At 70.9% G+C, this 19,428-nt stretch carries 19 protein-coding genes; 8 read left to right on the forward strand and 11 right to left on the reverse strand.

The features are described from left to right. Window positions 1-741 precede the first annotated feature (741 nt). Both D9R14_RS15925 and D9R14_RS15930 read right to left on the reverse strand, forming a co-directional pair. On the reverse strand, window positions 742-1,437 hold the full coding sequence (locus D9R14_RS15925; protein ID WP_121624339.1) for a GntR family transcriptional regulator: 696 nt from the start codon (window positions 1,435-1,437) through the stop codon (window positions 742-744). Between the two features lie 3 nt (window positions 1,438-1,440). Beyond that, window positions 1,441-2,109: a DUF4286 family protein gene (locus D9R14_RS15930; protein WP_170168639.1), complete on the reverse strand. Its 669-nt coding sequence runs from the start codon at window positions 2,107-2,109 to the stop codon at window positions 1,441-1,443. 79 nt (window positions 2,110-2,188) lie between these two features. Here D9R14_RS15930 and D9R14_RS15935 point away from each other — a divergent pair, with 79 nt between their 5' ends. From D9R14_RS15935 to D9R14_RS15950, 4 genes are all read left to right on the forward strand, one after another. Then, window positions 2,189-2,776: an amino acid synthesis family protein gene (locus D9R14_RS15935; RefSeq protein WP_170168640.1), complete on the forward strand. Its 588-nt coding sequence runs from the start codon at window positions 2,189-2,191 to the stop codon at window positions 2,774-2,776. Window positions 2,777-2,793: 17 nt separating this feature from the next. Then, window positions 2,794-3,990 (forward strand): amidohydrolase family protein, encoded by a 1,197-nt coding sequence (locus tag D9R14_RS15940; RefSeq protein ID WP_121624342.1) that lies wholly within the window; start codon window positions 2,794-2,796, stop codon window positions 3,988-3,990. Between the two features lie 260 nt (window positions 3,991-4,250). After that, the gene (locus D9R14_RS15945) at window positions 4,251-5,210 is read left to right on the forward strand and encodes a Bug family tripartite tricarboxylate transporter substrate binding protein (RefSeq protein WP_121624343.1); all 960 of its coding nucleotides are present in this window, start codon (window positions 4,251-4,253) and stop codon (window positions 5,208-5,210) included. Between the two features lie 163 nt (window positions 5,211-5,373). Beyond that, entirely contained in the window at window positions 5,374-6,357 is a 984-nt protein-coding gene (locus tag D9R14_RS15950; protein ID WP_170168641.1) for a Bug family tripartite tricarboxylate transporter substrate binding protein, read from the forward strand. A gap of 48 nt (window positions 6,358-6,405) precedes the next feature. Here D9R14_RS15950 and ggpS read toward each other — a convergent pair whose 3' ends face one another. The 5 genes from ggpS to map form a co-directional block, all read right to left on the reverse strand. Continuing rightward, on the reverse strand, window positions 6,406-7,920 hold the full coding sequence (gene ggpS / locus D9R14_RS15955; protein ID WP_121624345.1) for a glucosylglycerol-phosphate synthase: 1,515 nt from the start codon (window positions 7,918-7,920) through the stop codon (window positions 6,406-6,408). Next, the gene (locus tag D9R14_RS15960) at window positions 7,917-8,660 is read right to left on the reverse strand and encodes an HAD family hydrolase (protein WP_121624346.1); all 744 of its coding nucleotides are present in this window, start codon (window positions 8,658-8,660) and stop codon (window positions 7,917-7,919) included. The genes ggpS and D9R14_RS15960 overlap by 4 nt, the downstream gene beginning before the upstream one ends. After that, window positions 8,660-9,781: an NAD(P)H-dependent glycerol-3-phosphate dehydrogenase gene (locus D9R14_RS15965; protein WP_121624347.1), complete on the reverse strand. Its 1,122-nt coding sequence runs from the start codon at window positions 9,779-9,781 to the stop codon at window positions 8,660-8,662. Before D9R14_RS15965 ends, D9R14_RS15960 begins: the two co-directional genes overlap by 1 nt. 588 nt (window positions 9,782-10,369) lie before the next feature. Beyond that, window positions 10,370-11,074, reverse strand: a complete 705-nt coding sequence (gene radC / locus D9R14_RS15970; protein ID WP_121624348.1) for a RadC family protein — start codon at window positions 11,072-11,074, stop codon at window positions 10,370-10,372. Window positions 11,075-11,085: 11 nt separating this feature from the next. Continuing rightward, window positions 11,086-11,913 carry a type I methionyl aminopeptidase gene (gene map, locus D9R14_RS15975; RefSeq protein WP_121624349.1) on the reverse strand — a complete coding sequence of 276 codons (828 nt, stop codon included), beginning with the start codon at window positions 11,911-11,913 and terminating at the stop codon, window positions 11,086-11,088. A gap of 188 nt (window positions 11,914-12,101) precedes the next feature. On the opposite strand from map, the gene rnhB reads away from it, so the two are divergent. Further along, a complete protein-coding gene (gene rnhB / locus D9R14_RS15980) occupies window positions 12,102-12,827 on the forward strand; it encodes a ribonuclease HII (protein WP_121624350.1) in 726 nt (241 codons plus the stop codon). 21 nt (window positions 12,828-12,848) lie between these two features. Here the strand turns inward: rnhB and cydB are convergent, their stop codons facing one another. From cydB to D9R14_RS16000, 4 genes are all read right to left on the reverse strand, one after another. Next, entirely contained in the window at window positions 12,849-13,853 is a 1,005-nt protein-coding gene (gene cydB, locus D9R14_RS15985) for a cytochrome d ubiquinol oxidase subunit II (RefSeq protein WP_121624351.1), read from the reverse strand. A gap of 16 nt (window positions 13,854-13,869) precedes the next feature. Further along, the gene (locus tag D9R14_RS15990; RefSeq protein WP_121624352.1) at window positions 13,870-15,264 is read right to left on the reverse strand and encodes a cytochrome ubiquinol oxidase subunit I; all 1,395 of its coding nucleotides are present in this window, start codon (window positions 15,262-15,264) and stop codon (window positions 13,870-13,872) included. A gap of 318 nt (window positions 15,265-15,582) precedes the next feature. Continuing rightward, window positions 15,583-16,005 (reverse strand): SufE family protein, encoded by a 423-nt coding sequence (locus D9R14_RS15995; protein WP_121624353.1) that lies wholly within the window; start codon window positions 16,003-16,005, stop codon window positions 15,583-15,585. A gap of 55 nt (window positions 16,006-16,060) precedes the next feature. Beyond that, window positions 16,061-16,552 carry a DUF5330 domain-containing protein gene (locus D9R14_RS16000; RefSeq protein ID WP_121624354.1) on the reverse strand — a complete coding sequence of 164 codons (492 nt, stop codon included), beginning with the start codon at window positions 16,550-16,552 and terminating at the stop codon, window positions 16,061-16,063. Window positions 16,553-16,879: 327 nt separating this feature from the next. Between D9R14_RS16000 and D9R14_RS16005 the strand changes: the two genes are divergently transcribed. From D9R14_RS16005 to D9R14_RS16015, 3 genes are read left to right on the forward strand one after another with little or no spacing between them, the layout of a single operon-like run. After that, window positions 16,880-18,334, forward strand: coding sequence for a sensor histidine kinase (locus D9R14_RS16005; RefSeq protein ID WP_121624355.1), 1,455 nt, complete (start codon window positions 16,880-16,882; stop codon window positions 18,332-18,334). Beyond that, window positions 18,331-19,014: a peptidoglycan-binding domain-containing protein gene (locus D9R14_RS16010; protein ID WP_121624356.1), complete on the forward strand. Its 684-nt coding sequence runs from the start codon at window positions 18,331-18,333 to the stop codon at window positions 19,012-19,014. Before D9R14_RS16005 ends, D9R14_RS16010 begins: the two co-directional genes overlap by 4 nt. After that, a complete protein-coding gene (locus D9R14_RS16015) occupies window positions 19,014-19,355 on the forward strand; it encodes a DUF1491 family protein (protein WP_121624357.1) in 342 nt (113 codons plus the stop codon). Before D9R14_RS16010 ends, D9R14_RS16015 begins: the two co-directional genes overlap by 1 nt. Window positions 19,356-19,428: the final 73 nt, after the last annotated feature.

Here is a 19,428-nt window from a genome sequence, read left to right on the forward strand (position 1 = left end):
TCCACCCAACGGCTCGCCCCGCGCTTCGTTTTCCTGGCGCCGCGCCGGCGGCCCGGTGGATGCCCCGGACAAGCCGTGGCATGACGGCTGTTAGGGGGGCCAGAGCGTGGTCATCTCCATTCCCCCCCCCGTCACGCCTCCGGCTTGTTTCACCACCGTCATCCCCCGGCTTGTCCGGGGGATCCACCCAACGGCTCGCCCCGCGCTTCGTTTTCCTGGCGCCGCGCCGGCGGCCCGGTGGATGCCCCGGACAAGCCGTGGCATGACGGCTGTTAGGGGGGCCAGAGCGTGGTCATCTCCATTCCCCCCGTCACGCCTCCGGCTTGTTTCACCACCGTCATCCCCCGGCTTGTCCGGGGGATCCACCCAACGGCTCGCCCCGCGCTTCGTTTTCCTGGCGCCACGCAGGCGGCCCGGTGGATGCCCCGGACAAGCCGGGGCATGACGGCGGTTGGGGGCAAGAGCGCGGTCATCTCCATCCCCCCCGTCACGCCTCCGGCTTGTTTCACCACCGTCATCCCCCGGCTTGTCCGGGGGATCCACCCAACGGCTCGCCCCGCGCTTCGTTTTCCTGGCGCCGCGCCGGCGGCCCGGTGGATGCTCCGGTCAAGCCGGAGCATGACGGCGGTTGGGAGGAAGCGGGAAGGGGAAGCCGGAATCGGGAAGCCGGCCGGGACGTCGGAACGCAGGAACGAGCGGAAGGGGGGAGGGCCTTGCCGCTCCCGTTCCCGCCGGGAAGGGTCACGCCCGGGCGGCGGCCTTTGCCGGTTCCGGCGCGGCCTCGAAGGCGAGGCGGGCGGCGCGGTGCGCCTCTTCCACGTGGCGCACCGCCGCGGCGCGCGCGGCTTCGGGATCGGCCTTCTCCACGGCGTCGAGAATGGCCTTCATCTCCGCATGGCTCTGCTTGCCGCGGTCCGGCAGCGACATGGAGCGGGCGCGCAGGAAGTTGATGCGCGCGAGCAGGCCCTGCAGCGTCTCCTCGATGATGCGGTTGCCGCACACCCGGGTGATCTCGCGGTAGAAGTCGGCGGTGGCGGCGATGCGCCCCTCCGCGTCGTCGGCGCGCACCGCCTTGGCGAAGGCGGCGAGCGCCGCCGTCATGGCCTTCACGTCCGCGGGCGTGGCGTTGCGGGCGCACAGCGCGGCCGCCTCGCCCTCCAGCAGCGCGCGCACCTGGTAGATCTCGCCGGCGTGCTCCAGCGTGAGGATCGGCACCTGCGGCCCGCGGTTGGGGATGATGGAGACCAGGCGCTCGGCCTCAAGGCTCCTGAGCGCCTCGCGCACCGAGGGGCGCGAGACGCCGAGCATCCCGCACAGGTCCACCTCCACCAGCCGGTCGCCCGGCTTGAAGATGCCGGCGATGATGGCGGAGCGCAGCTTCTCCACCGCCTGCTGCTGGACGGTCTTCGGCGAGACGCGCAGATCGGAAGGACGCACGGTTCAACCTCGGCCAAGCTGGCGCGGACCCTGACGCCGGAAAACGGTGTAGCTCGCCTTGAACCAGTCGTTGGCCGCAAGGCGCGCGCGCCACTCGGTCCCGCGCGCCTTCTCGCGCTCCGGCGAGGCGAGGGCGCGCGAATCCGCAAGGTAATGCAATGCCAGATGGGTATAGGGCTCGGGGAGGCCGTCGGCAATGCGCAGGCGCCGGACCATCAGCCAGTCCGGGTTCGCCATGAGCAGCGGGATGTGCTCGGTCTCGTACCAGGAGTCGAACTCGGCCTGCGCCGCCGCCGGCACGGTGAAGGACACCGCGTAGAGGACCGGCGCGTCGATCGGATCGAACGCGCCGGGCTGCGCCTTCACGAAGGACTCGTCGGCGAGATAGCGCGTGAAGCCGGTGACGTTCTTCAGCATCCAGGCGGTCAGCTCGGAGGGCTGCTCCTTCACCACCTTGTAGGCGGGGGATGACATGACGCCGAGCGTCGCCATCTCGTAGACGGCGAGATAGCCCTTGCCGTCCTCGCGCGCATAGCGCTGCGCGCTGACGAAGCCGGGGCACGCCATGCGGACGGGGATGTGCTCCTCGTCGTACCAGCGGTGGAACTTGTCCTCGAAGTCGGGACCGGGCGTCATTTCGGAGAACAGGATCGACGGCGCCTTGGTTTGCATCTGTGATCTTCCGATTGACAAATTGTCTGACAAAGTCATAGTCGGCCGACCGCTGAAGTCAAGCCTTCGAGAGATCCGCATGCAGCTCAATGTGCGCCGAACCATCGTCACCGTGGAGGACCGCAACGAGGCCGAGGGGCGCAAGGCCGCCGCGCCGGTGCGCAAGGTGGCGGTCGTCGCGATCGTCGAAAATCCGCTCGCCGGGAAGGGCTATGTGGACGACCTGAAGCCGCTGATCGCGGCGAGCGTCGACCTCGGTGCATTCATCGCCGCGCGCGCCGTGGAGGCGCTCGGCCCCCACAAGGCGCAGAGCTACGGCAAGGCGGGCATCGTCGGCCTCGCCGGCTACCAGGAGCACGCCAACGCGCTGCTGACCACGGCCTTCGCGAACCCGATCCGCGACGCCATCGGCGGCGGCGACGCCTGGATCTCGTCCATGACCAAGGTCGCCGCTCCGGGCACGATGATCGACGTGCCCATGAACCACAAGGACGACGTCTATGTGCGCTCGCACTATGACGGCATGTCGGTGGTGGTGCCGGACGGCCCGCAGCCGGACGAGGTGGCGATCATCTTCTGCCTCGCCAGCGGCGGCCGGCTGAACGCGCGCGTGGGCGGCATGACCCATGACGAGGTCGAGGCGCGCAAGGCCAAGGCCTCCGCCTGAGCAGGGAGGGCGCATCCATGCGCACGGCGATCGTCAATCTCGGCCGGATCGTCACCGGCGACCTCTCCGCCCCGGTGACGCCGGGCGACGGCATCCTCATGGCGGACGGCCGCATCGAGGCGGTGGGCACGCTCGGCGCCGCCGCGGTGGAGGCCTGCGACGTGGTGATCGACGCGGGCGGCGCGACGGCCATTCCGGGCCTGATCGATTCCCACGTCCACATCACCTTCGGCGACTACACGCCGCGCCAGAAGACGGTGGGCTTCCTGGAGAGCTACGTCCATGGCGGCGTCACCACCGCCATCAGCGCCTCCGAGGTGCACGTGCCGGGGCGGCCGAAGGACGTGGCGGGCGTGAAGGCGCTCGCGGTCGCCGCCATGAAGTGCTTCGAGACCTACCGGCCGGGCGGCATGCGGGTGCATGCCGGCTCGCTGATCCTGGAGCCCGGCCTGGCCGAGGCCGACTTCGCCGAGCTGGCGAGGCTCGGCGTGTGGATGGTGAAGGCCGGCTTCGGCGCCTTCGCCACGCCCTACGAGTATGCCCCGCTCGTCGCCATGGCGCGGGCCCACGGCATGGTCTCCATGGTGCATACCGGCGGCTCTTCGATCCCCGGCTCGTCGGGCATCTGGGCCGACCATGTGCTGAAGATCGCGCCCGACGTGTCCTACCATGTGAACGGCGGCCCCACCGCCATTCCGGACGCCGACTTCCCGCGTCTCGTGGGCGAATCGGATGTCGCGATGCAGGTGTGCACCGCGGGCAATCTGCGCACCACGCTGCTGGTGGGCAAGCTGCTGGCCGAGGCCGGGCGGCTCGACCGGCTGCTGGTGGCCACCGATACGCCCACGGGCAGCGGGATCATGCCGCTCGGCATGTTCTACACCATCAGCCACCTCGCCTCGCTGGGCGGCATGGCGCCGGAGATCGCCATCGCCGCGGCCACCGGCAACAATGCCCGCGTCTACCGGCTCAACAGCGGCATCATCGCCCCCGGCCGGGACGCCGACGTGGTGGTGATCGACGCCTGCGCCGGCGGCTCGCAGAACGACGCGCTGGCCGGCCTCGTGAACGGCGACGTTCCCGCCGTGGGCGCGGTGGTCACGGCCGGCGTGCCGCGCGTGGTCGGCCGCTCGCGCAACACGCCCGAGACCACGAAGAAGGTGCGGGTGGCGAAGAATACGGTGCCCCAGGACTTCGGTGGCGCCGGCCACTGAATCCGCGCGCCGCGCCGGTCTCCGACAAGGCCGCCTCCTGACGGGAGGCGGCCTTTTTCGTGCGCGGGTGCGGCCGGGCCGGGTGCTGGATGTCGGCCGGAAGCGCGTCTGCGTTAGGCAGGTTCGGCCCGTTTCGTGGCGCACAACAAGGCTAATGCTGAAAAATTTAGCTTCGATCCGTAGGCATATTGACATCCGGTGCCGATGCGCATGAAGATTGTCTGACGTTCATATTTTCAGATAACCAGAGGGACCAGAACATGACCTGGAAATATGCTCTCGCGCTGCTGCCGGCGCTGCTGGCCCCCGGCATTGCCGGGGCGCAGGACTTTCCCACCAAGCCCGTGACCCTGGTGGTGCCCTATGCCCCCGGCGGCTCGTCGGACATCATGGGCCGCAGCGTCGCGCAGAAGCTCACCGACATGTGGAAGCAGCCGGTGGTGGTCGAGAACAAGCCCGGCGCCACCACGACCGTCGGCGCCGCCTATGCCGCCAAGCAGCCGGCGGACGGCTACACCATGATGGTCGCGCCGCCGCCCTTCATCATCACCCAGCACGTCTATCCGGACCTGCCCTACACCACCTCGAGCTTCGAGCCGGTCTCGCTGATCGCCTATTATCCCCTGGTGCTGGTGGTGAACGCCAATCTGCCGATCCACAATCTGAAGGAGCTGGTGGAGTACGCGAAGAAGAATCCCGGCCTCACCTATCCCTCGCCGGGCGCCGGCACCACGCCCCATCTGATCGGCGAGATGCTGGCCCAGAACGAGAAGATCGACCTCGTCCACGTGCCCTACAAGAGCGGCGGGCAGGGGGTGGTGGACCTCGTCGCCGGCCGGCTCCAGTTCTATGCCGGGGTACCGACCGAGGTGATGCCGAACATCAAGGCCGGCAAGCTGCGGCCGATCGCGGTGCTGGCGCCCACGCGCTCCGCCCAGTTGCCCGACGTGCCGACGTCCACCGAAGCCGGCTTCCCGTTCCTGCAGGCGCAGTCCTGGACCTCGATCGTGGTGCCGAAGGGCACCCCCAAGGCGATCGTCGACAAGATGAGCGCCGACCTCGCCAAGGTCGCGGCCGATCCCGAGCTGCGCGCGCGCATGGAGCCCCAGGGCGCCGTGTTCGTGGGCTCGACCCCGGAGGAACTGGCGAAGTTCTACAAGGAAGAGGACGCCCGCTTCGGGCCGCTGGTGAAGGCCATCGGCCTCAAGCCGGAGAAGTGACCGGCCGCCCCGCGCGGCGCCTCATGCGCCGCCGCGGAGCGCGCTCCGTTCAGCCGCCGATGCCGGCCCGGCGCCCCGTTTGAGGAGGGGCGCCGGACGGCCCGGCGCGCCCATTGGAGCGCCGGTCCCGGCGGACAGCGCTCAACCATCCAGGGGGATGACCATGCTGAAGACCCTCGTGCGCGCCGCGGCCGCGGCGCCGCTGGCTGCGCTCGCCTTTTTTGCCGTGCCGCCGGCTTCCGCCCAGGACTGGCCCACCAAGCCGGTGCACCTGATCGTCCCGTTCTCGCCCGGCGGCGTCACCGACATCGCCGCGCGGGTGGTGGGCCAGAAGCTCTCCGAGATGTGGGGGCAGCAGGTGGTGGTGGAGAACCGGCCCGGCGCCGGCGGCACCATCGGCGTCGACGCGGCGGTGCGTTCGGCGCCCGACGGCACCACGCTCCTGATGGCCACCAATGGCGAGATCACCATCAATCCGGCCCTCTACAAGAACCTGACCCACGATCCGCAGAAGGATCTGGTCCCCATCGCCATGGTGACCAACACCCCGCTGCTCTGGGCGGCGAACGCGAATGCGCCCTACGGCTCGCTGGTGGAGTTCATCGCGGCCGCCAAGGCCAAGCCCGGCGACATCGCCTATTCCTCGCCCGGCGCCGGCACCATGAACCACCTCACCGCCGAATGGTTCGCCATGATCACCGGCACCAAGCTGCTGCACGTGCCCTACAAGGGCGGCGCGCCGGCGGCGGCGGCCATCGCCGGCGGCGAGGTGCCGGTGAGCGTGCTGGCGGTCTCGTCCGCTCTGCCGCACGTGAAGTCCGGCAAGGTGAAGGTCCTCGGCATGACCACGCAGGAGCGGACCAAGCTCGCGCCCGACTGGCCCTCCGCGCGCGAGGCCGGCATCGCCGATTTCGACGCCTCGATCTGGGTCGGGCTGTTCGCCCCCAAGGGCACGCCCGCCGGTATCGTCGCCAAGGTGGCGAAGGACCTGAAGGCGGCGATCGCCGATCCCGCCGTGGTGGCGCGCCTCAACACCGCCGGCGCGGAGGCGGCGGGCCTCGACGGCGAGGCGTTCGTCGCCCGCATCAGGGCCGACACCGCGCGCTATGCGCAGATCATCAAGGCCGCGGGGATCGAGATCAACTGACCCCGCCCCCCGCCCGGCCCGTGGCCGGGGCGGGGGCGCCCCACCCGGTCAGGCGGCGATCTCCGGCTGCTGCGGTCCGTTCTCCGCGAGGGCTCCGAAGCACGCCAGGGTGCGCCGGGCCCAGTGGGCCGAATCGTAGCGGCGCACCTGCTCCAGCATCGCCGCCAGCCGCTCCTTCTGCTCCTCGGCCGGCATGTCGAGCGCCTGGTCGATGGCGGAATCCATGTTGCGGTTGGAGTAGGGGTTGGCCATCACCGCCGTCGGCAGCTCCACCGCCGCGCCGGTGAACTCGGACAGCACCAGCGCCCCAGACATCATGTCGGCGCGGGACGCCACATACTCCTTGGCGACCAGATTGAGCCCGTCGCGCAGGGGCGTGATCCAGCACACGTCGGCGCAGCGATAATAGGCCACGAGTTCCTCGAACGGGATCGCCGAGGTGAACAGAACCAGCGGCTGCCAGGAGAAGGTGGCATACTTGCCGCTGATCCGGCCGGCGATCTGCTCGATCTCGCGCTGCACGTTGCGATAGACCGTCATGCCGGCATTGGCCGCGACCGACGTGACCATCAGCTGAACGTTCTCGCGCAGTTCCGGCCGGCGCTCCAGCAGCCGCTCATAGGCAAGCAGCAGGTCGCGCGTGCCCTTGGTGTAGTCCGAGCGGCCGACCGAGACGATGAACTTCCGCCCGCCGAGCGTGGCCCGGATTTCCGCTTCCCGCGCGCGGGTCGCCGGGCTGCGGCTCAATTCATCGATGTAGGCCGCATTGGTGCCGACCGGCAGCGCCTCGATGGCGATCTCGCGCCCCTCATAGCCGATGCGGGTGGGCACCTGCGGCACCGAGAGCGCCATGCCGTAGGGCGACAGTCCGTCGCCCACCGGCACCTCCTCGATCAGGTCCACCGGCTTGAGGCTGCGCGCGGTGGAGACGAAGTTCATGGCATAGCGCGGCACGTGGAAGCCCACGAGGTCGCAGGCGAGCAGGCTCTCCACGATCTCCGCGCGCCACGGCAGGATGTTGAACATGCTGGGCTCCGGGAAAGGCGTGTGGTGGAAGAACGCCACCTTCACGTCCGGCCGGAACTGCTTCACGTAGCGCGGCACGAGCCACAGATTGTAGTCGTGCACCCAGACCACGGCATTTTCCGCCGCCTCGGCCACGGCGGCCTCGGCGAACAGCCAGTTCACCTCGCGAAAGGTCTCCCAGTCCACCGGATCGTAATTGTACTTCTCCGGAAAGGAATGGAGGATCGGCCAGAGCGCCTCCTTGGACGTGACGTGGTAGAAGCTGCGCACCTGGTGCGCGGTCAAAGGCAGGCGGGAGACGTTGTAGGTGCCGTAGGAATCCTCGATCCGCACCACCCGCTCGAAGTGCTTCTTCGCCTTCGGATCCACCTGCTTCCAGGCGACCCAGGCGGCCTGATCCACCGCGCCGAAGAAGCTCTTGAGGGTCGGCACGATGCCGTTCGGGCTCGAATGCTCCTGGTAGAGCGTCTTTCCGTCCTCCACCACCTCCTCGAAGGGCTGCCGGTGGTAGACGATGACGAGGTCCGATTTCTTCATTCTGCTCCCCCTTCCATGAAGCCGTGATGCGCGAGCGCATCGGCAATCCCGGCCGCGCCGGGAAGCCGGCTCAGATAGACATCGGGCAGGTTCGCGACCGCGCGCACCAGCGCCGGCTCCGAATTGCCTACGGCGACGCCCGCGAACGGCGTGCTGAGCAGGGACAGATCGTTGAGCGTGTCGCCCGCGCACAGGACCCGTTCGGGCGCGATGGACAGATGCCGGATCACCCGCTCCAGCGTCGGGCCCTTGGAGACGCCGCGGGGCAGCACGTCGAAGAAGGTGTCGGCGGACGTCAGGCAGTCGAAGCCGGCCGCCTCGACCTTCTCCCGCGCGCTCGGACGCAGGGCGGCAGGGTCGTAGCAATAGCTCATGCGGTAGCGGAACTCGGTCGGCTGGGGCGTCAGGCCCGGCTCGCCCTTCAGGAGTTCGCGCACCCGCGCGCCGGCATCGCGCCAGGCCTCGGCGATGGGGCGCTCCAGCTCGGCCAGCGGGACGAGGCCGGCGCCGCCGGCAATGGTCGTGCCCACGTCGCCGATGACGAAGTCCGGCCGGGGGACGCCGCGCGCTGCCAGCGCCCGCACGAACGGCAGATCGCGGCCGGTCACGAACACCAGGGTGATCTCGGCGCGCCGCGCCTCGATCCAGCGATAGAGGTCGGCGCGCTGGAGGTCGCTGCCGCCGAGAAAGGTGCCGTCGAGGTCGGTCGCCAGCACCAGCCGCGCGCCTGCGCGCCCCATCAGGCGCACCCCTCGATGGGCATGCCCGGGGCAGCGGCCGGACGCGGCAGTTCGAGCGCCAGGCCGCGCGGCTCTGCGCGCAGGGGGCGGTCGAGCAAAGCGGCCATGGCTTCCGCCATGGGCATGCCCTCCACCACCGCGCGGACCGCCTCGCAGATCGGCATGTCCACGCGAAGCCGGCGGGCGAGGTCGGTGACGGAGACCGCATTCTCCACCCCCTCGACCACCACCGGCCGTCCGTCGAAGATGTCGGCGGCGGAGCGGCCCATGGCGAGGCCCATGCCGTAGCGCATGTTGCGCGACTGCTCGGACGAGCAGGTCAACGTGAGGTCGCCCACGCCCGAAAGCCCCGCGACCGTGTCGCGCTGGCCGCCGAGCGCCTCGCACAAGGCGGCGATCTCGGCGAGCCCGCGGGTGATGATGGCCGCGCGCGTGTTGGCGCCGAAGCCGAGGCCGCTCGCCATGCCGCTCGCCAGCGCCAGCACGTTCTTCACCGCCCCGCCCACCTCGACGCCGGTCACGTCCGCGCTCACGTAGGGCCGGAAGGTCTGGCTGGCGAGGGTCACCGCGACGCGCGCGGCGAGCGACGCCTCGCCCTTGGCGCCCACGTCGCGCGAGGCGACCGTGACGGCGGTGGGATGGCCCGCGGCCACCTCATGGGCGAAGGTCGGGCCCGAGAGCACCCCGAGGGGCGAGCCCGGCAGCTCGCGCGCCGCCACCGCCTCCAGCAGGAGGCCGGTGTCGCGCTCGATGCCCTTGGCGCAGATGACCACCGGAACGCCGCCGGGCAGGACGTCGGCGAGGCTGCGGCAGACCGCGCGCAGATGCTGCGACGGCACCGCCAGCAGGACCGCCTCCGCCGCGCGCGTCGCATCGGCCAGGATGCCGGTGGCGCGGATCGCGCCGGGCAGCGGCACGCCGGGCAGGAACGTCGCGTTGACACGGGTGCGCGCGATCGTCTGCACCACTTCCGGCTCGCGCGCCCAGAGGGCCGCGCGACGGCCGGCGCGCACCGCCGTCACCGCCAGCGCCGTGCCCCAGGCGCCGGCACCGACGATCGCGAGGTCGGCGAAGGCGCCATCGTTCCGGGGGCGCCAGTTTTCGTCATGATGATGCTTCATGGGCTGTCGTTGTCTCCTGCCTCCTTCGGTCCGCCGGACGTGCCGCGGCGGCCGATGGGTGTTCAGGGCCGGCCAGCGGCCCCGGCGGGTTGAGAGAACGACTGGGTTGAGCCGGCAGCGAAGCGGCGGCTCGCAAGACCACTTTTCACCAATCCTTGGGGGATCCCCGGCGCCGGTGTGCGCACCCCAAGATGATGCAGAGACGTGTGGACTTATCCCTGCGCCAAGCCCGATCAGACAGCAATCAAACGCGATCACACCGAAGCACAATGTGCTCCGTATGGGCCAATTGATGAAGTCATTCCCCCGGCGACGCGCATATGAGCGCTGAAGACGCTGCAACCAATGCGCCAATCAAGGCGCGGCAGCGACGCGAAATGAGGCCTCTAGCCTCCGATAGGTCAAGACATCTACCGCATCGCTTGCGGAAAGTCCAGTCCGTGGCGAAATTGGGGCTTCGGCCGGCGCGCGGCGGCGATATCAGTGGCTTAGGGGACGCTGCGGCGGGCCATCGGCGCGGCGGTGCTCCGCCACCGGTTGCGAGGGCGGTTCACCGATCAAGTTGCTTCGAATTGATCGGATCGCGCTCTAGATCAGCTTCAGCCCCTTGAGGCTCGCATGGCCTTCCTTGCCGACGATGATGTGGTCGTGGACCTCGATGCCCAGCGGCTTCGCCACGTCGATGATCTTGCGCGTCATGTCGATGTCGGCGCGCGAGGGAGTCGGGTCGCCGGAGGGATGGTTGTGGGCGAGGATGATGGCGGTGGCCGACAGTTCCAGCGCGCGCTTCACCACCTCGCGCGGATAGACCGGGGCATGGTCCACCGTGCCGGTGTTGAGCACCTCGTCGGTGATGAGCTGGTTGCGCTTGTCGAGGAACAGGACGCGCACCTGCTCGCGGTCCTGGAACGCCATGGAGGTCCGGCAATAGTCGAGCACCGCGCTCCAGGAGGACAAAGCCGGGCGGCGCTTCACCTGCCCCTTGGCGAGGCGCTGGGCGGCGGCCTCCACCAGCTTCAGCTCGGTGATGATGGCCTGCTTCACGCCGGGGATCTCGGCGAGCAGCGCCGGCGGGGCGGCGACCGCCTCGGCGAAGGAGCCGAACCGGTCGACCAGCGCCTTGGCGAGCGGCTTCACGTCGCGCCGCGGCACCGCGCGGAACAGCACCAGCTCCAGGAGTTCGTAATCGGCGAGCGCCTGGGCGCCGGCCTCGCGGAAGCGCTCGCGCAGCCGGTCGCGATGCCCGTGGAAGTGGGGGGCCTCGGCGACGCCGTCCTCGGGCTCTTCCGCCATGGCGCTTGCCGTCAGGCGATCTGGTAGGGCGGCTTGTGGTAGCCCTTCGGGCTCAGGGTGAATATCTCCACCCCGGTTTCGGTCACGCCCACCGCATGCTCGAACTGGGCCGAGAGCGAGCGGTCGCGCGTCACGGCGGTCCAGCCGTCCGAGAGCACCTTCACGTGCGGGCGGCCGAGATTGATCATCGGCTCCACGGTGAAGATCATGCCCGGCACCAGCTGCGGGCCTTCCCCGCGCCGGCCCACATGGACGATGTTCGGCTCGTCGTGGAACACCTGGCCCACCCCGTGGCCGCAGAAGTCGCGCACCACGCTCATGTGCTGCGGCTCCACGAAATCCTGGATCGCCGCGCCGATGTCGCCCACATGCCCGCCGGGGCGGATGGCGGCGATGCCGCGCATCATGGATTCGTAGGTGACCTCCAGCAGCCGCTCGGCCCGACGCGGAATGGCGCCGATGGCGAACATGCGGCTTGAATCGCCGTACCAGCCGTCGAGCACCAGCGTCACATCCACATTGACGATGTCGCCCTCCCGCAGCGGGCGGGGATTGGGCATGCCGTGGCACACCACATGGTTCACCGAGGTGCACACCGAATGGCGGTAGCCGCGATACATCAGCGTCGCCGGATAGGCGCCGTTGGCGAGGGCGAAGTCGAAGATCAGCTGGTCGATGGCCTCGGTGGTGACGCCGGGGCGCACCATCTCCGCCACCGCGTCGAGCGCGCGCGCGGTCAATTGGCCGGCGCGGCGCATGCCCTCGAAGCCCTCGGGCCCGTAGAGCTTGATGTGTCCGGTCTTGCGGAGCGGCGCGCTCGCCGCTGCTACGTAGCTCATCGACATTGCCTTGCGGCGCCGGCCGGTCGCCGACGCTGTGATCCTGCCTCCAGATTTAGGCCAGTTGACCGGCAAAGCAAGCGCGGCGCGCGTGTGGCGCCGCGCCCGGCATCCCCCCGGCCCGGCCGCGCATGTTATGGAAGGGCACAGGGCGGGCGATTCCCCGCCCGGCCGTCCGGGGTCCGTCCATGCCGCCGAAGCCGTCCACCCCCGGGGCGCCCGCGCGCCTCGATACCGCCGCCGGCGCCCCGCGCCGCGGGCGGCCGCCGGCTGCGGCGCGGGGGCTCGGCTTCGCCCGCGAGGCCGCGCTGCTGCAGAGCGGCCTGCTGCCGGTGGCGGGCGCGGACGAGGTGGGCCGCGGCCCGCTGGCCGGGCCCGTGGTCGCCGCCGCCGTGATCCTCGATCCCGCCCGGGTGCCGCAGGGCCTCGACGATTCCAAGAAGCTGCCCAAGGCGCGCCGCGAGGCGCTGTACCTCGAAATCTGCGCCACCGCGCACATCGCCGTGAGCCTCGCCCCGCCGGCGCGCATCGACCGCGACAACATCCGCCAGGCGACCCTGTGGGCGCTCGCCAATGCGGTGCGCGCGCTGCCGGTGAAGCCCGCTTTCGTGCTGGTGGACGGCAACGACCCGCCGGCCTTGGCCTGCCCGGTGGAGGCGATCGTCGGCGGCGACGGGCTGATCGCCTCCATCGCCGCCGCCTCCATCGTCGCCAAGGTGACGCGCGACCGGCTGATGGCGCAGCTCGGCCTCAGCTTCCCGGACTACGGCTTCGAGCGGCACATGGGCTACGGCACCGCCGAGCACGGTGCGGCGCTGGTGAAGCACGGCCCCTGCATCCACCACCGCCGCTCGTTCGCGCCGGTGCGTGCGCAGCAGCTCGGCCTGTTCCCCGCGGAGGATGCGGCGGAGTAGGCGGTCGGGGCGTGCGGGACCTCAGTGGTAGCCCTCGCCCTCGCGCACCTTGCCGCGGAAGATCCAGTAGACGAACACGATATAGCCCAGCACCACCGGCAGCAGGAAGATCACGCCGATCAGCATGAAGATCTGGCTCGGCACCGCCGCCGCGGTCTGCCACACGGTGAGGGAGGGCGGCACCAGATAGGGGAAGGTGGAGATGGCGAGGCCCAGGAAGCCGAGCAGGAACAGCCCCACCGTGCCGAAGAAGGGCAGCATCTCCCGCCCCTCCTTCAGCCAGCGCCAGACCAGATAGGCCACCAGCGCGGTGACGATCGGCACCGGGGCCAGGTAGAAGATATTGGGGGTGGAGAACCAGCGCACGGCGATGCGGTCGAAGGCGAGCGGGGTCCACAGGCTCACCGCCGCCATGAAGGCGAGCACCGCGTAGAGCAGAGGCAGCGCCTGGGTCCGGGCGCGCGCCGCGAGCGCGCCCTCGGTCTTGATGAGCAGCCAGGTGGCCCCCAGCAGGCCATAGCCCGCCACCACGCCGAGCCCGCACAGCAAGGCGAACGGGGTCGCCCAGTCGAGCGGGCCGCCGGCGAACTGGCCGTTGGCCACCGTGATGCCCTGCACCAGGCCGCCGAGGATCACGCCCTGGCTGAAGGCGGCCACCAGCGAGCCGCCGGAGAAGGCGAGGTTCCACCACCGCCGGCTCGACGCCGCCACCCAGCGGAACTCGAACGCGACGCCGCGGAACACCAGCGCCAGCAGCATGATGATGACCGGCAGGTAGAGCGCCGGCATCACCACCGCATAGGCCTGCGGGAAGGCGACCCACAGGCCGCCGCCGCCGAGGATGAGCCAGGTCTCGTTGCCGTCCCAGAACGGCGCCACCGTGTTCATCATGGTGTCCCGCTGCTTCTCCTCCCGGGCGAAGGGGAACAGGATGCCGATGCCCAGGTCGAAGCCGTCGAGGATCACGTACATGATCACCGCGACGCCGATGATGAGGCCCCAGATGACGGGCAGGTACCATTCCATGGTCCGCTCCTGTGCCTTATTCGCCGGGGGTGATCTGGCCCTCGCCGTGGGCGGCGGCCAGCGGACGGGTGGGGCGCTCCTTGCGCGGCGGCTCGATCAGCGTGCCGCCCGGCCCCTTCACGATCAGCCGGTTCATGAAATAGAGGCCGGTCGCGAAGACGATGGAATAGACGATGATGAACAGCACCAGCGTCACCGCCACGCTCCAGCCGATCACCGGCGAGACCGCGTCGGCGGTGCGCAGGATGCCCTGGATCACCCAGGGCTGGCGGCCCTGCTCGGTGACGATCCAGCCCGACAGGATGGCGATGAAGCCGAGCGGCCAGGCGAGCGAGGCCGGCCACAGGTACCAGCGCGTCTCGAACACCTTGCGGCGCCACAGGAGGAACGCCCCCACCCAGCCGAACAGGATCATCACCACGCCGACCCCCACCATGGCGCGGAAGCCGAAGAACGGGCCGATCACCGGCGGGCGGTCCTGCGGCGGGAAGTCCTTCAGCCCCGGGAACAGGCCGGTGAGGGAGTGGGTGATCATCAGCGAGGCGCCGCCGGGGATCGAGATTTCGTAGAGGTTCTTCTCGGCCTTCGCGTCGGGCCAGGCGAACAGCACCAGGGGGGCCGGCTTGGAGCCGTCCCAGTGAGCCTCGATGGCGGCGATCTTGGCCGGCTGGTACTTGGCGGTGTTGAGGCCGTGGGCGTCGCCCACATAGGCCTGGATCGGCGCGACGATCGCCAGCATGCCGATCGCCATCACCACCATCACCTTCGCCTCCTCCTGGAAGCGGCCGGCGAGCAGATAGCGCGCGCCCACCGCCAGCACCACCAGCGAGGTGGTGAGGTAGGCCGCGAGCAGCATGTGCGGCAGGCGGTGCAGGAAGCTCGGGTTGAAGATGATCTCCAGCCAGTCGAGCGGATAGGCGACGCCGTCGCGCATCTCGAAGCCGGCGGGGGTCTGCATCCAGCTGTTGGCGGACAGGATCCAGAACGCCGACATGAAGGTGCCGAAGGCGACCACGCAGGTGGCCAGCACGTGCAGCCAGGCGGGCACCCGGTTCCAGCCGAACAGCATGATGCCGAGGAAGGTCGCCTCCAGGAAGAAGGCGGTGAGCACCTCGAAGCCGATCAGCGGCGCGATCACCGAGCCGGCCACCTCGGCGAAGCGGCTCCAATTGGTGCCGAACTGGTAGGACAGGACGATGCCCGACACCACGCCCATGGCGAACGAGACCGCGAAGATCTTGGTCCAGTAGCGGGCGAGCCGGTGGAACACTTCGCGCCCGGTCTTCAGCCACAGCAGCTCCAGCACCGCGATGAAGGCCGACAGCCCGATGGTGAAGCTCGGGAAGATGATGTGGAAGGAGACGGTAAAGGCGAACTGGATGCGTGCGAGAGTGACCGGATCGAAGTCCATTGCCGGCTCCATCATTGTCGCCACGGCCGCCGCAGGCGCGTCAGGCCCGGAATCATTCTTGCTCGCGGGTGTCTGGCCCGGGGCCGGAGCGGGTCCGTGAGATCGAAACCGCCGACGCGCCTTCGAGACATTCCAATTCAGCTATGGGCGGACCATAGCCAAGTCCCGCGGCGGCGTCGATGCCATAAGGAGAGGGGCGTCCCGGCGTGCGCGTCGGAGCCTGCGGCCCGGTCTCCCGTCCCAGCCCAGGCAGGCAGAGGAAGCCGGGACCGGGCGGGATCAGAATGCACGCCGCAGGGACACGGGCTCCCGCCGCAGTCACGCCTCGGCGAGGGCCGAGCGGGCGTGGCCGCGGATGCGCTCCACCATGGACCGCAGGCCGTTCGAGCGCTGCGGGGTGAGATGGCCCTCCAGCCCGATGCGGCGGAAGGTGGCGAGCACGTCGGTGTTGAGGATTTCCTCCGGCGTGCGGCCGGAGGTGAGGCCGAGCAGCACGGCGACGAGGCCGCGCACGATGTGGGCGTCCGAATCGCCCTCGAACTCCAGCACCGTTCCGGCCGGCCCGTGCTTGCGGTGGCACACGAGCCAGACCTGGCTGGCGCAGCCCTGCACCTTGTTGGCGTCGGTGCGCTCCGCGTCCGGAAAGGGGGGCAGCGCGCGGCCGAGCTCGATCACGTGGCGATAGCGGTCCTCCCAGTCGTCCAGGAGTTCGAAATCGGCGATCAGGTCCTCGGCGTCCATCGGGTGATCCTTGCGGCCATCGGCGCCACTATACCGGCATCGCCGGCCGATGTCCTCAGGCCGGGCGGCGCGGGGGCAAGGGCGCGGCGGCGGGCAGCGAGGCCGGCAGCGCGGGCGCCGGCGGGGTCGCCTGGAGATTGCCGCCGCCGCCCCAGGCCGGCAGCAGGTCCTGCGGGGTGAGGTTGAGCTGGCCGGCGGACGGCATGCGTGCGGGATCGAGGCTGATGGCGGTGCCCGCAGGCGCCGGCGCGCCGGCTGCCGTGGTCGCGGCCTTGGCGGCGTCGGGCGCCTGGGCTTCGCCCACGGCCTGGTAGAGCCAGCGCGCGCCCACCTGCGCCTTTTCCTTGAGATGGACCGCCATCTGCCCGCCCACGTCGCAGGCCTGCGGCTGGCGGTCGCAGAAGCCGCGCGCGTCGGCGATCACCGCCTGAACCAGTCCGAAGGCCTCGAACACGCTCACGTCCCGCCCGCTCTCGCCCTTCAGCCCGAGGGGCAGCAGCGCCAGCACGACGGCGAGCAGGAAGCCCATGCGCAACAGGAAGAACATGTCCGCCTCGTCACAGCCCGCGATCCATTCGCGAGCCTTGAGATCATACCAGAGGGCGCGGGGCGGCGGCGGGGCCCGGGGCCGACTTTTAAAGACATCGTTAACGCTGGGGGCAGGTCGCGCGCCGCCGGCTTAGCAATGCTTAAACGGTGGCGGGCCAAGCTCCCGGCACGGCGGAAGCCGGCCTGGCGCGGGCGACGCCGCAGGGCCGATCCGGCCGGGGGCAATTCGAGGGCCAAGGGGCGCGCCGTGCCGCTTTTCACCTATGACCGTTCACTCCGGCCCAGCGGGCCCAAAGCCGCGCCCCAGCATGCGGCACGCAGCCGCATGGGACGGCTCGCGCGCCTTGGGCGCGTCACCGCCACGCTTCTCGGGCTCCTGGCGCTGATCGCGGCGGCGAGCGCCGGCATCGTGTTCCTGGCCGAGGCCGGGGGGCTTGCCTCCGGCGCGCTGGCCGATGCCTTCTTCCTGTTCGGCGTCGCTCTGGTGTGCGCCGCGCTTGCCGCCGTGGCGCGGGGCCTCGCCGCGTCCGCCGCCCAGGTGGGCCGGCGCGAGGCCGAGGACGACGCGCTGCTCGTCACCCGCCACAACCGCCAGGGCGAGACCATGGCGGTCGAGCGGCTCGAAGGCCCGTTCCGCAGCGCGCCCGCCGCGTCGGCCGAGGCTGCCCTCGGCGCCGCCTTCGCGGGCCGGCCGCAGGCCGCCGCCGATCCCGGCGCGGGCCTGCTCGGCGCGGGCGTCTACGAGCGCATCCTGGTGGCGGATCGCCCCTCCTTCCTCTCCGCTCTGGCGCTCGCCGCGCGCGGCGTGCCGGCCACCTGCGATCTCAGGGCACGGGCGGTCGCCGGCGGCCCGCCGGCCTTCCTGCCGTTCGAGGTGCGCATCCTGCCCGCGCGGCGCGGCGAGGTGCGCTGCATCTGGCGCGAGGCCAGCGCCCACAAGGCGCGGGCGGAGGCGGAGGCGCGCGGCCGCGCCGAGGCCGAGGCCGCCAACGCCGCCAAGAGCCGCTTCCTCGCCGCCATGAGCCACGAGCTGCGCACCCCGCTCAACGCCATCATCGGCTTCTCGGAAATCCTCGCCACCGAGGCCGGCGGGCCGATCGACGACGCCCGCAAGGCGGACTATGCCCGCATCATCCACGACAGCGGCCGGCATCTGCTCGGCCTCGTCAATGACATCCTCGACCTCTCCCGCGTTGAGGCCGGCGCCTACACGCTCGACATCGAGCCGGTGGACCCGGCGGAGCTGGTCGGCGGCTGCGTGGAGATGATGCAGGTCGAGGCCGCGCGCCGCACCATCGTCATCCGCACCGCGCTCGCCGCGCGGCTGCCGGCTGTGGAAGCGGACCGGCGGGCGCTGCGGCAGATCCTCCTCAACCTGATCGCCAATGCGGTGAAGTTCACGCCCGAGGGCGGCCGGGTCCAGGTGGCGCTGCGCGCCGAGGCCGACCGCCTCGTGGTGCGCGTGCGCGACAGCGGGCCGGGCATGGGGCCGGACGAGCTGAAGCGCCTCGGCGAGCCCTTCTTCCAAGCCGGCGACGCCGACCAGCGGGCGCGCGGCTCGGGCCTCGGGCTCGCGGTGGTCAAGGGTCTGGTGGGCCTGCACGGCGGCGCCTTCGATGTGGACAGCACGCTCGGCCGCGGCACCTGCGTCACCGTCCGCCTGCCGCTCTGCGACGCGGCGCGCGCGCCGGCGGCAGCGGAGGATGCGTCCGGCGCCGAGGTGGTGGCGCCCTTCGCCTTGCGCGCCGGCACCGAACATTCCGCCCGGAGAACCGCATGAACGCGCACGGATATGCCCCCGACGTCCACGATCTCGCCGAGGGCGCCGGCATGGCGCCGGAGCCTGCCGTGGGCGGCGGGCGGCGGCTTAGGGCGGCAGACCTCGCCGCCGGCGCGCTGCTCGCCGCGCTCAGCGTCGCGGTGGCGGTGAACGCGCTGGTGTTCCAGGGGCCGGGCGGCGGCGTGCCCGTGCCGCCCAAGCGCCCGGTGGCGGATGCCGCCGCGGACAAATCGAAGCCCGCCCGGAGCGCCGCCGCGCCGGCCCCCGCCCCGGCTGTTGCGCAGCCGGCACCGACCGGCGGCGCAACGGACGGTTCGCTCGGCTATCTCGTCATGCGCACCACCGGCGCCCCGCCGCCCGCGCCCAATGCGGCTGCGGCTCGGCCGCAGGATACGACGGTGCGGCGCCCGCTCGCGGCGGTCGGCACCGCGCCGTCGCCCGAGGTCACGGGCGCGGTGCGCCCGCCGGCGGACCTGCCGGCGAACGGGCGCGTGCTGTCGATACAGAAGGCGCTCGCCCGGCTCGGCTACGGCCCCATCAAGGTGGACGGCCGCCCCGGCACCGAGACCCGCCTCGCCATCCAGCGCTTCCAGCGCGACCGGAACCTGCCGGCGGACGGGGAGATGTCCGATCGCCTGGTGCGCGAATTGTCGGCCGTCACCGGCACGGCGGTGAACTGATGCGGCTGAAGAGCGCCATCTTCGTCTCCGCGCTGCTGCGCCGCGCGAGCGTCGAAGGCGCCTTCGCCGTGGTGGAGCGGCGCGGCGCCGAGGAAGCCGGCGCGATCTTCGTGAAGGTGGTGACGTCCGACGGCGCCGCCCTCTACGGCCCGGCGCCCCAGACCGCGTTCGACGAGGCCTATCCCGCCGACCGCAAGTTCGTGGAGCTGGTGCCGCCCGGCCGGCCCGAGGCGGAGGCCGACGCCCGCATCGCGCGCGAGCTGAAGTTCGACCCCGACATCTTCGTCGTGGCGATCGAGGACCGCGCCGGCCGGCACTTCCTGGATCTGGCCGCCCTCTGAGGACTGCCGCTGCGGGACGCGGTTAATGCTGCGTTAAGGTCTGCGAAACCATAACGGCTCATGAGCGTTCCTG

Source organism: Xanthobacter tagetidis, from assembly GCF_003667445.1.
GTDB classification, from domain to species: Bacteria; Pseudomonadota; Alphaproteobacteria; order Rhizobiales; family Xanthobacteraceae; genus Xanthobacter; species Xanthobacter tagetidis.